Source organism: Kitasatospora sp. NPDC059599 (genome assembly GCF_042735125.1).
In the GTDB taxonomy this organism is placed as follows: domain Bacteria; phylum Actinomycetota; class Actinomycetes; order Streptomycetales; family Streptomycetaceae; genus Kitasatospora.
Genome location: NZ_JBHWCL010000022.1, coordinates 12,810 through 24,401, shown reverse-complemented (window position 1 = coordinate 24,401; position 11,592 = coordinate 12,810). Strand labels below are relative to the sequence as shown.

Below are 11,592 nucleotides of genomic sequence, written 5' to 3'. Positions count from 1 at the left end.
GGGGAATCCGACGGCCCTATCGGCAGAAAGAGCGGAAGGAAATCGGCAGTTTCATCATGCCGCTTTCCGAGCAGGCCAGAGCTACCGGCCGGGGGTGATTCAGAATCCCTCGGAGGACCAGACGTCCTCCCGGTCGAGGGCCTTCGGCGCGTATTTTCCGAGCGCACTGATCAGCAATCCGAGTTCCAGTGCCAGGCATTCCGCGAAACGGCGGAGCCCGGATTCCCGGTCCTCCGCGACGGCCAGCAGCGCGGCCCGTCCGAGGCCCACCGCGCGGGCGCCCAGCGCCAGGCTCTTGACCGCCCTGGCACCCTCCCAGATCCGCCCGGAGACCAGCAGGCTCGGCGGCGGGTCGGCCGCCAGGCGGCGCAGGCACTCCGCCAGCGGCAGTCCGACGTGCGGCAGGAACACCCCGGGCGCCCAACCGGTGCCGCCCTCGGCGCCGTCCACCACGACGGCGTCCGCGCCTGCCTCGTGCGCGACCCGGGCGGCCTCGGCCACGTCGCGGCCCGGGTAGAGCTTCACCCAGATCCGCACCCGCGGGTAGTTGTTGCGCATCAGCCGGATCTGCTGGCGCAGGATCTCCGCCGTGAAGGTGCCCGGGGTCGCGGCGCGCAGCACCCGGCCGTCGCCGAACAACGGGTCCAGCCCGAAGCGGTCGCCGAGTGCGGCGGCGGCCTCGGCCTCCAGTACGGTCATCCCGCCCAGACCCGGCTTGGCACCCTGGCCGACCTTCAACTCGAAGGCCAGACGCCCCGATTCGAGCAGCGGCCGGGCGGCCGGATCGCTGTGGACGAGGTTCCACACCTCGGCGTCGGCGTCCTCCGTGCTCTGCTGGACGGCCACGCCGCCCAGCCCGTCCGGGAGTTCCTCGCCGTAGGCGCGCAGCCGCCCGAGCAGGGTGCGGTCGGCCGCCTCGCCGAGCCGCCCGTAGCCGTTGACCGGCACCACGTTCTCGCCGATCACCATCGGGATCCCGAGCGCCCCGGCCTGCCGGCTGAGGGCCAGGCCCAGGTCGCCGCCGGCGGCCCGGGTGGAGCCGGTCGCGGACACGTACACCGGCAGTGCGGAGGCGAACCCGCCGATGGTGGTGGCGAGTTCGACGTCCCGGTAGTCGGGCTCGCGGCCGAGGTCGATCAGCTTGGCGAGCCGCTGCGGCAGGAACAGCGGCGGGACGATCCGCAGCTCGTCCAGGGCGTCCGGCCGGGCCGATCCGCCAGTCCCGTCGGTCCCGGCTGCGCCGAACAGCACGTGTCCGTACTCCTCGGCGGGCGGGAACGCGGCGGCCGCTCCGGCGCGGGCCCGCCGCCGGACCTCCTCCTCCGGGAAGCCGGGTGCGCTGAGGTCGCTCACGGCGACACCACCCCCGCGAGCTTCGGGAAGGCGCTGGCCTGCCAGACGGCATCCAGTCCGGCGACGTAGCGGGTGAGCCGCTCGACGCCGATGCCGAAGCCGGCGCTGGCGGGCACGCCCTCGCGCACCAGGTCCAGGTACCAGCGGTACTTCTGCGGGTTCTCGCCGGTCTCCCGCATGCGGGTGATGATCTCCGCGTAGTCGTTGGTGCGCTGGCTGCCGCTGCACAGCTCGCCGTAGCCCTCGGGCGCGAGCAGGTCGAAGTTGCGCAGCAGGCCCGGGTCGTCGGGGTGCTCGCGGTCGTAGAAGCCGCGCGAGCCCTTCGGGTAGTCGGTGACGAAGAACGGCCGGTCGCGCCGGGCCGACAGCAACGCCTCTCCCTCCCAGTCGAGTTCGGCGTCGGAGCTCTGCGGGTGGCCGATGCCCCGGAGTTCGGCGACCGCCTCGGCGTGCCGGACGCGTCCGAAGGAGCCCTTCAGGAGTTCGGCGAACGCCTGCGGGTCCCGGCCGAGTTCGGCGAACTCCTTGGGCAGCTCGCGGACCGTGCTGTCGACCATGTGCACCACCAGGTCCTCGGCCAGCTGGACGACGTCGTCCCGGCTCGCGCCGGCGAACTCCACGTCCAGCTGGTGGAACTCGGCCAGGTGCCGGCTGGTCCCCGCGGTCTCCAGGGGTTCCAGGCGGACGTTCGGGGCGATGCAGAAGATCTTGTCGAAGGCCAGCAGCGAGGCCTGCTTGTACAGGATCGCGCTGGTCATCAGCTTGTAGCGGTGGCCGTAGAAGTCGATGTCCACCTGCTTGGAGCCGCGCGCGCCGGGGTCGGTGACCGGACCGATGATCGGCGGCAGCAGCTCGGTGAAGCCGCGGCCACGCAGGAACTCGCGCGCCGCGGTCAGCAGCTGCTGCTGGATCCGGAGCGCGCTGCGGGTGGCCGGCGTGGTCAGGTGGCGACCCGGGTCGGTCGGGGGCAGGGGAGCGGATTCGGGCATGGTCGGGGTCCTCGTCTCTCGGGGAGGGTCTGGTCTCGGGGAGGGTCTGGTCTGGGGGATGGCGCGGTTCAGGGAAGCGGGGCGGTTCAGGGAAACGGGGCGGTTCTCGCCGGGCGGGCGCGGCTCGCGGGCAGGGGTGTCCGGGGACCGCCCGGCCGGGTGCGGCCCCGGGCGCCTCAGCGCGAGGCCGGCAGGCCCCGGGGGACGGGCGTCGCGGCCGAGCGCACGTCCTGGCCGTCGTAGCGGCGCTGGACGTGGGAGAGGGCGGCGAGCAGTCCGGCCGAGCCGAGGATCGGCGGGCGGCCGCCCTCGACCAGCCCGGCGATCGGCATCGAGCCGACGGCGGACCAGTACAGCCGGCCGTCCGGGCCCAGCGAGCTGCGCGTCCGCCCGGCGTTGTCGGGGTGGAGGCAGTACGGCACGTCCAGGTAGCCGGCCGCGAACGCCTTCACCAGGGCCCGCCCGAGGTCGGCGTCCAGGTCGAGCACGGCGCCGATCAGGGCCCTGGCCTCGGTCTCGATCCCGGTGTCCGGCGGCGCGGCCGGCCGCGGGCGGGTGCGCTCGGCCGTGGCGGCCGCGGCGGCGGCCTCCAGGGCCCGGACGTTCTCGGCGACCGTCGGGATGCGGTGCGCCTCGGCCGTGGTCTTGACGATCAGCCGGGCGGCACCGCCGCGCACGGCGAGCCGCGCCGCGTCCTCCAGCAGCAGCCGCGCACCGGCGGGCGATCGCGGGTAGACACCCATGTACGCGTACACCACCAGGTGCCGGTCGACGTCCGCGAGCAGCTCGTCCGCGATCCGGCCGAGCGCGGCCAGGGCCTCCTCGTCCTGGTGGGCGCTGGTCTGCTGGGCGTAGCTGAGCGAGATGCTGCGCAGCCCGTGCTGACGGAAGAACATCGCCTCCAGCACGCTGATGGCGATCAGCAGCGAGGGCGGGCAGAGCTGGCCCATCATGCAGCCGCCGAACGTCTCCAGGTGCGGTTCCGCCCCGAACGCGCGGATGGAGGCGAGAAGTTCGCAGCTGCGCCGCCAGCAGGCCACCGCCTCGTGGAGCGGGGTGCGGCCGTACGGCAGGCAGTAGGAGACCGGCCCGCCCTCGGTGGCGTCGAGTCCGGCCGCCAGCAGCGCCTCGAAGATCCGTTCCGGTGCGGCCGAACCGTGCCGGACCTGTACCGGGAAGCCGGCGTCCGCCACCCCGTCCAGGACCGCCCGGGTGACCTCGACCGGGTGGGTGGCGATCGGGTAGCCGTTGAGGCCGGCCCCGACGGCCAGGGCTCGCCGCGCCGCGCCGAGGTCTCCGGTGCGGGTGTAGCTGTCCAGGGTGATGGTGCCGACGGTGACGGCGGCCGCCCCCCGGGTGGCGAGCAGGCCGTCCCGCATCCGGGCCGCCTCCGCCATCCCCATCCGGGGCTGCACCACCAGGGCACCGGCCTCCGCGGCCTGCGCCACGAACGCGCCGAAGCCGGTCACAGCAGGACCCGGGAGCGCAGCCCGTCGACGAATTCGCGGAACGGGTCCACCGAGGCGCCCTCCTCGAAGACGGCGTCGAAGCCGGCCGCCAGCAGCGTCCGCTCACGGTCGGGGTCGTCGGCCCCGGCGATGCCGAGCTTGCCGCCGATGACGGTCGGCGTGCGCCGTAGTTCCGGGCAGGCGCGCAGGGACGGGATCACCCGCAGGCCCTCCTGGTGGCCGTGCCCGTTGACGCTGCTGATCACGATCAGGTCCGGCACGATCCGCCGGCATTCGGCGAGCAGCAGCGCGTCCGGGACGCAGGCGCCCAGGTTCGTCACCCGGTGGCCCATCTCCTCCAGCAGGAGTTGCAGGAACACCAGGTTCCAGGTGTGCGAGTCCGAGGCCATCGTCGTCACGACGACGTCCAGCCCGCCGGGTTCGGCATTTCCGTGCTGCACAACTCAGCCCTCATCGGTAGAGATCGTCGATGGATTTCCGCCGACGCCCGGGCCGGCGGACCGGGGATTCCGGCGCGTGTTCCGCGGCGGCCCGGCCCACGGAGAACGTTAGGAACGATCGGGCCGGGCAAGCGGCAGCTCCTGCGGCACAATGCGGCAGAATCGACGGCCCGCCGGGGCCCGCTATCGGCTCACGGCGCCGCGCCACCGCCCCCGCGCCCAGCCCCCACGTCCACGCCCGGGCGTCCGTCGGCCCGCGCCGTCAGCCCGCGACGGCGAGCAGCGGCACGTCCCCGGCCGGGGCCAGCCGGAGCCCCGGCTCCTCCCGGACGAGGCGCCGGCACAGGTTGAGCACCGTGAACCGCACGCCGTCCCGGGCGGGCACGCTGCGGATCAGCCCGCGCGACAGCAACTCGTGCACCGTCGCCAGGCAGGTCTGCAGCGCCCAGCCGGTGCGGACCACCGCGTCCTCCCCGGACCAGTCCCCCGGTTCGTCCACGAGGACCTCCAGCAGCTGTCGCTGGCGGTCCGTCAGCCGTCGGATCGCCGGCTCCACCTCGTCACGGACGTCGCCGCGCGCGCCGAACACCAGCGGCGGTGCGGCCAGGGTGAACGGGACGGCCGCCAGCCGGGCGACCAGCTGGCCGGTGGACTGCACCAGCGCCCAGCCCGCCGCGCGCTCCAAGGCGCCCGGCAGGCCGTCCAGGTGGCGGCAGAGCTCGGCGACGGCGGGTGCCTCGGAGCGCTCCAGGGTGTAGCCGGGGCGCAGCCGGCTCAGGTGCGAGAGCAGCAGCCGGACGGCTCCGACCTGCGCCAACGCCTCCGGTTCGGCGTCGAGTTCGGGGGCCGGGACGGGCAGCGGCGCGAGCGGGATGACTTGGCCGCCGGGCAGCGGCCGGGCCTCGCGGGCGGTGATCAGCACCCGCAGCCCGGGGCAGTGCTGGAACAGGGCGTCCAGCTGTCCGGCGTCCACCCCGTTGTCGGCGCCGTCCAGCACCAGCAGGGTTGGCCGGTCGCCGATGTCCCGGGCGAGGCCGTCCGGCAGGCCGCGCCAGGGGTGCGGGCCGCCGCCGCAGTCCACCCAGCGCACCGACCAGCGGGCGGCCAGGTGCACCCGGCGGGCGACCTCCAGGGCGAGCCGGGTCTTGCCCACCCCGCCGAGGCCGACCAGCGAGACCAGCCGGTCCCCGTGCACGGCGAAGGCGTCGACCAGGACCTCGGTCTCCATCTCGCGGCCGACGATCGCCCCGCGCGCCACCGGCGGCGCGGCCGGTGCCGGCACCGTCGCCGGTTCGTCGGCGAGCGGGTGCCGGCGGGCGGCCTCCTCGAAGTCCGTGCGGCTGCGGCCCTCCAGCCGCAGCGCGTCCGCCAGCAGCCGGACGGTCTCGTTGCGGGGCCGGCGCACCCGGCCGCTCTCCATGTCCCGGATGGCCCGCACGCTCAGGGTGGCGTGATCGGCCAGGCACTGCTGGGTCAGCCCGATCCGCTCGCGCCGTACCCGCAGCTGCTCGCCGAAGCCCGCCGCCGTCCTCACCGCTTGCACCGACTGCCCGCTGTCCATGCCTCGTCTGCCCTTCCGTGGTTCGGACTCTCGCTGGAGGTCCGGTCCGGCGGCCGCAGCACTGGGTGCCCGCGCGGCCCGTGGTCCGGCCGTACTGGCCCCGGTGGTCAGGCTGTGGCCTCCGAACCGGTTCCCTCCGGTTCCCGATGCTCCAGGCTCGGCGTCTACGTCCGATCAACGGCCGATCACCGGCCCCACCCGCGACCTTCACGCGGGCCTCACATCACGTTCGGCGGACCGCCGGAAGTACCGCCGGTACCGCCCGTGAGCGGGTCCGACCGACCAGCGGCCCGGCCGGGGACGCCCGAGGCGGGGCGACGGCAGCGGGTACGGGCGGCCGGGCACGGGCGGGGCGGCAGCAGGGCGGGGCCGGGGTTCGGCGACAGGGACCGACCCGGCGGGAACCGATCAGACCGGGGCACACGCGGACCGAAGCGGGCGGGATGGGACGATACCTGCCATGTCCACCAAGTCTCCATCGGTCCGGGGCGACGGCGCCCCGCCCGACCCGCTCTGCCGCCTGCTGCTCGACCTCGGCGAGGCCCTGCTGGGCGGCGGCCTTCCCGTCCACGAGGTCGAGGAGGAACTCCGCGGCCTGGGGCGGGCGTCGGGCGCTCCGGAGGTGCGGGTCGCGGCCCTGACCAACGGGCTGTTCGTCGCCCTGGGCCCCGACGAGGGCGCCAGGTTCCAGCCGGTGGGCGCCGCCCTGCGGTTCGAGCAGACGGCGGACGTCCTCCACCTGGTGCACCGGCTGCGCGCCGGTGAGCTCGACGGGCCGCGGGCCCTGGCCGAACTGGACCGGATCCGGCGGGCGCCGGCCCACTGGCCCACCTGGGTGGCGGACCTCGGGGCGCTGCCGGTCGGGGTGGGCGTCTGCCTCTTCCTGCAGCCGGCGGCGGCGAACGTGCTGGCGGCCGGGCTCGGCTCGCTGATCGTGGTGGGGCTGACCGTGCTCGCCCGGCGGATGCCGTACCTGCGGCCGCTGCTGCCCGTCACCGCCGGGTTCCTGGTGTCCCTGCTGGTCCTGACGCTCGCGCGGGCCTCGCTGCTGGACGGCCCGCTGCGGACGATCGTGGCCACGCTGGCGATCCTGCTGCCGGGCGGGCTGCTGGTCACCGGACTGTCGGAGATCGCCGCGGGTGCGGCCAGTGCGGGTTCGGCCCGGCTGGTGTCCGGCGCGGTGCAGCTGACGCTGTTCCTCGCGGGGCTGGTCGCGGCCGCGACCGCGACCGGCATGCCGGCCTCGGCGCTGGCCAACGTCCAGGTGGCGAAGCCGAGTTGGTGGGTGATCGGGCTGGGGCTGGCGATCGCGGTGGCCGGGCTGGTGGTCAACGTCCACACCCCGCCCTCGGCCGTCCCGTGGATCGTCGTGGTGATCGCGGTGAGCGCCACCGTCCAGGTGACGGTGGGGATGGCGCACGGCGCGGCGATCGGCGGCCTGGCCGGGGCGGTCTCCGCCGCGTGCGCGGCCACCCTGGTGCACTGGCTGCCGGGCGGTCCGCTCTGGCAGGTGCTCTACCTCCCGGCGTTCTGGATCGTGGTGCCGGGCTCCTTCGGCCTGCTGAACACCGCCCAGATCGAGGTCGGCAACGGGGCGCAGGCCGTGCTGGCGGCCGTGTCGGCGCTGTTCGGGGTGTCGATCGGCACCCTGATCGGCTCGGTCATCGGCCGCATCCCCCGCCCCTCCCTCGCCGTGCTGCAACCCCGGGGCTGAAACGGGGCCGAACCGGGGCCGCGCCCGGGCCCCGGACCGCGGCCCGGTTCGGCCGGGCGTGACCGGCGCGAAAAGGGGCCGGGAGCCCCGGTCAGGCATGGCACAGGGCCTCGGTGAGGCGGTCGGCCGCCTCGACGACGGCCCGGGAGAGCTGCGCACCCGGGTGCCGGGTGAGCCGTTCGATCGGGCCGGACACGGAGACGGCGGCCACGACCCGGTTGGACGGTCCGCGGACGGGCGCGGAGACGGAGGCGACGCCGAGTTCGCGCTCGCCGATGGACTGCGCCCAGCCGCGGCGCCGTACGCCGCTGAGCGCGGTGGCGGTGAACCGGGCACCCTGCAGGCCGCGGTGGAGCCGCTCGGGTTCCTCCCAGGCGAGCAGGACCTGTGCGGCGGAGCCGACCTTCATGGGGAAGGTGATGCCCACCGGAACGGTGTCGCGCAGGCCGGAGAGGCGTTCGGCGGCGGCCACGCAGATCCGGATCTCGCCCTGCCGGCGGTAGAGCTGGGCGCTCTCGCCGGTGATGTCCCGCAGGTGGGTGAGGACCGAGCCGGCGGCGGCCAGCAGGCGGTCCTCCCCCGCCGCGGACGACAGCTCGCCGAGCCGGGGGCCGAGGACGAACCGGCCCTGCATGTCCCTGGTGACCAGGCGGTGGTGTTCGAGTGCCACGGCCAGCCGGTGGGCGGTGGGCCGCGCCAGTCCGGTGGCGGCGACGAGTCCGGCCAGGGTGGTGGGACCGGCCTCCAGGGTGCCGAGGATCGAGGTGATCTTGTCGAGCACGCCGACACCGCTCGTGTTCTGCATGGATGGGTACTCCGTCTCAGATCCCGTGAGCGGCGGGCGGGCCGTGCTCACGGAGGCTCCCCGCGGGGAGCGGGGGGGGTGGTCAGCGAGGACGGGCCGGAGAAGTCGGCCGATTGCCTGCGCCGGGCACGAGACGGGTACGCGAAAGGGCCGGGGCGGGAAGCGCCCGGGCGAAGGACAGCACAGAGAGCACCGTGTCTCCTCATCTTTCCCGCGCCACAGTGGCGGCAGGCCGGAGTTGGCACTGATCCCGGACGGCACGGCGCGTACTTCGGACGCCGGGTCGACCGGGGAGCTGCCGGGGCTTCGTAGGGCCGGTCCCTCCACCCCTCTGGATGATTCGCCAGGAACCATACAAGATTCCCCGGGCCGCTCGCCAAACCTCCCCCCACCGCGCACGGGAGACGGGCACGCCGCACCGCCGGGCGCCGCCCGCCGCGGCGCGCACCCGCCCCCCCGGCCGGTGCCGGCCATCGGCCGCCGATATCTATCGAATATGCTACGGTCGTATTCATGAAGAACGATCCCGGCTCTCCGGCCACCCCGACCGAGCTCCGGATGCCGCTGGACACCAAGCTGGTCGTCTGGGCCTTCTGCGGTGCGGCCGGAGCCGGTCTCGGCTTCGCCGTCCCCTGGCTCCTCGGGTTCGCCGCCCGGCACCCGATCCCGTACGCGGACACCGTGCGGTTCCTCGGCTCCTTCGACTCCCCGGCGATGGTCGTCGGACGGCCGGTACTGCTGGCCGTCGCCGGCCTGGTCGCCGGGCTCCTCCTCACGTACCACAGCGCCACGCTGCGCATCTCGGACGAGGACATCACGATCACCGAGGGCGACGACACCCGCGTCATCACCCGTGACCAGGTCGGCGGGGTCTTCCGCCACGGCGGCAAGGTGCGGATCGAGTCGCCGGTCGGGCGCGTCCTCTTCGACGACGACGTCGAGGGCGGCAAGGCCGCGATCGCCTCCGCCTTCCGGCGCCACGGCTACCCCTGGGAGGGCGCCTGACCCCGCGTCGGCGGGGGCGCCGGGCCGGTCGGACCGGCCGCCGCACCCGGGGCGGCCGCCCCGCCCGCGGTCCGCGGGAGCGCCCGCCCCGGTGTGGCACAGTGGCCGCACGCCCCGCCCGGGGACGCGCCGTCACGAACCGAGGACTCCCGTGCCCGAATACAAGCCCGCGCCGCGCACGGTCGTCGAGGCCTGCTTCGACCCCCGGGGCACCGCCTCGCTCGACTACGTCTACGACGTCGCCGCGGCGGCCGGCCTCGCGGACCAGCCGGTGCGGCTCGCCGTCCGCCGGCTGGAGGCGGCGGGCGTGCTGCGCCAGGAAGGGCGGGGCCGCAAGGGCCGCCTCCACCTGACCGACGCGGGCCGGCTGCGCACCGACGCGGACACCCGGTTCGTCGCCCTCGCCTACGCGCAGGACACCGGACTCGCCCCCTGGGACGGGCTCTGGCGCCTCTACACCTTCTCCGTCCCCGAGCAGCGCCGGGCCGAACGCGACGCGCTCCGCACCGCGCTGACCCGGCTCGGCGGCGTCCCGCTCGCGCCCGGGACCTACGTCAGCCCGCACGACCTCGTACGGGAACTGACCGACGAGACCTCGCGGTCCACCGTCGACACCTACCTCATCACCGCGGAGGCCACCCGCCTCACCGGCCCGGGATTCTCCGACCCGGCCACCACCGCGGAACGCCTGTGGCCCGCGGCCGACACCCTCGCCGCGTACGGCCCGCTCGCCGACGCCCTCGGACACCCCGTCGAGGACACCCCCGCCGGCGGCCCGACCGGCACCCCGCACGGCTCCACCGGACTCGTCGCCACCGCGCTGCGCCTGGCCGACGCGTTCGGCCACGCGCTGGAGCACGACCCGCTCCTCCCTCCGGAGTTGCGGCCCTCCCCCTGGCCGCCCGCCCGCCTGCGGCACGCCTTCCAGGAGCGGTGGACCGCGATCCGCGAGCAGGCACCGGACCTCTCGCTCTTCCGCGCCTTCGACCCGCCCGCGGCCGAGCGGGGCTAGGGCTTGTCTGACAATTCCCGCCGCGCGCACGACGCCGGGCATCCCGCCTGGACGCACCGCCGAATCGTCCAAGTACGTCCAGTACGAGGACGCTCCGGCGGCACGCCCAGCCGGGCGCCCAACGCCGCGCGCTGATGCGACGCGAATTGTCAGACAAGCCCTAGGGTCCACGTCCGCTCCGGCGGCCCCCGGCGCCCGACGCCCGCGGTCGGCGTCACCCGTCCAACAGGCCCCGGACGGCGGCGAGTTCCTCCGCACCCGCGTGCACGGCGGCCGCGATGGAGTCCAGGCTCCCGGCGCCGACCGGGATGCGCACCGGCAGCGGGGTGTCGGCGGCGACGATCCGCAGGACGTCCCGGGCGAAGTCCTCGGGTCGGCTGACCGTCGGCAACTGCGCCATCCCGCGCAGCTGTTCGCGCATCGGCTCGGTGGCGTCCCGGTAGAGCGCGGAGCGGTCGGCGGCATCGGTGAGCGAGGTGCCGTAGCGGGTGGCGTAGCCGGCGGGCTCCAGGGCGGCGACCCGGATGCCGAACGGCGCGGCCTCGGCGGCCAGGGCCTGCGTCATGCCTTCCAGCGCGTGCTTGCCGGTGACGTACGCGGCCAGGCCGGGGAAGGACATCCGGCCGGACAGCGAGGAGACGTTGAGGACGTGCCCGCTGCCCTGGGCGCGCAGCACCGGCAGCACGAGCCGGGCCAGCCGCCAGGGGCCGACCACCAGGGTCTCCAGCTGGTCGCGCAGTTCCTCGTCGCCGACCTCCTCCACGGTGCCGAACACGCCGTTGCCCGCGTTGTTGACCAGGACGTCCAGGCCGCCGAGCCGGTCCACCGCGGCGGCGACGGCGTTGCGGCACTGCTCGGCGTCCCGTACGTCCAGGGCCAGCGGCAGGATCCGCCCGCCGTGGCGCCGTCGCAGGTCCTCCAAGGCGGCGGGCTTGCGGGCGGTGGCCACCACCTCGTCCCCCGCCTCGGCCGCGGCGGCGGCCAGGGCCTGCCCCAGTCCGGACGAACAGCCCGTCACCAGCCAGCGCCGTGCCATGGGGTGCCTCCTCCGCGGATCCGGAATCGTCCGCGCCACGGTGCCAGAGCGGGGGGCGGCTGCCCAGGCACGCGGACGGCCTCCGCAGGGCGCACGGACGCGGGGGGGGGGGGGGGGACCCCCCCCCCCCCCCCCGGGGCAAGCCCGGCGCGGGGCCCCCCCCCCCCCCCCCCCCCCCCGGGGGGGGCCCGCGGCCCGCGGCCGCGGG

At 75.4% G+C, this 11,592-nt stretch carries 10 protein-coding genes and 1 riboswitch; of the genes, 3 read left to right on the top strand and 7 right to left on the bottom strand.

Annotation, left to right across the window (positions count from 1 at the left end; all coding sequences use genetic code 11):
* Positions 1-99: 99 nt before the first annotated feature.
* From ACFV04_RS11155 to ACFV04_RS11135, 5 genes are all read right to left on the bottom strand, one after another.
* Positions 100-1,353, bottom strand: coding sequence for a glutamate synthase-related protein (locus tag ACFV04_RS11155; RefSeq protein WP_380528430.1), 1,254 nt, complete (start codon positions 1,351-1,353; stop codon positions 100-102).
* Positions 1,350-2,342 carry an asparagine synthetase A gene (locus ACFV04_RS11150; RefSeq protein ID WP_380347784.1) on the bottom strand — a complete coding sequence of 331 codons (993 nt, stop codon included), beginning with the start codon at positions 2,340-2,342 and terminating at the stop codon, positions 1,350-1,352. The genes ACFV04_RS11155 and ACFV04_RS11150 overlap by 4 nt, the downstream gene beginning before the upstream one ends.
* Positions 2,343-2,518: 176 nt before the next feature.
* A complete protein-coding gene (locus tag ACFV04_RS11145; protein WP_380528429.1) occupies positions 2,519-3,811 on the bottom strand; it encodes a methylaspartate mutase in 1,293 nt (430 codons plus the stop codon).
* Positions 3,808-4,200 (bottom strand): cobalamin B12-binding domain-containing protein, encoded by a 393-nt coding sequence (locus ACFV04_RS11140; protein ID WP_380347838.1) that lies wholly within the window; start codon positions 4,198-4,200, stop codon positions 3,808-3,810. The genes ACFV04_RS11145 and ACFV04_RS11140 overlap by 4 nt, the downstream gene beginning before the upstream one ends.
* Positions 4,201-4,513: 313 nt before the next feature.
* Positions 4,514-5,812 (bottom strand): helix-turn-helix domain-containing protein, encoded by a 1,299-nt coding sequence (locus ACFV04_RS11135; RefSeq protein WP_380347788.1) that lies wholly within the window; start codon positions 5,810-5,812, stop codon positions 4,514-4,516.
* A 460-nt stretch (positions 5,813-6,272) separates the two neighbouring features.
* Here ACFV04_RS11135 and ACFV04_RS11130 point away from each other — a divergent pair, with 460 nt between their 5' ends.
* On the top strand, positions 6,273-7,526 hold the full coding sequence (locus tag ACFV04_RS11130) for a threonine/serine exporter family protein (protein ID WP_360256462.1): 1,254 nt from the start codon (positions 6,273-6,275) through the stop codon (positions 7,524-7,526).
* Positions 7,527-7,617: 91 nt separating this feature from the next.
* Here the strand turns inward: ACFV04_RS11130 and ACFV04_RS11125 are convergent, their stop codons facing one another.
* Entirely contained in the window at positions 7,618-8,331 is a 714-nt protein-coding gene (locus tag ACFV04_RS11125; protein WP_380528426.1) for an IclR family transcriptional regulator, read from the bottom strand.
* A 199-nt stretch (positions 8,332-8,530) separates the two neighbouring features.
* Positions 8,531-8,673, bottom strand: a riboswitch (SAM riboswitch).
* Between the two features lie 171 nt (positions 8,674-8,844).
* On the opposite strand from ACFV04_RS11125, the gene ACFV04_RS11120 reads away from it, so the two are divergent.
* Positions 8,845-9,336: a hypothetical protein gene (locus ACFV04_RS11120; RefSeq protein ID WP_380347793.1), complete on the top strand. Its 492-nt coding sequence runs from the start codon at positions 8,845-8,847 to the stop codon at positions 9,334-9,336.
* Positions 9,337-9,487: 151 nt separating this feature from the next.
* A complete protein-coding gene (locus tag ACFV04_RS11115; protein WP_380528424.1) occupies positions 9,488-10,348 on the top strand; it encodes a transcriptional regulator in 861 nt (286 codons plus the stop codon).
* 214 nt (positions 10,349-10,562) lie between these two features.
* Here the strand turns inward: ACFV04_RS11115 and ACFV04_RS11110 are convergent, their stop codons facing one another.
* Entirely contained in the window at positions 10,563-11,384 is an 822-nt protein-coding gene (locus ACFV04_RS11110; protein WP_380528423.1) for an SDR family oxidoreductase, read from the bottom strand.
* Positions 11,385-11,592: the final 208 nt, after the last annotated feature.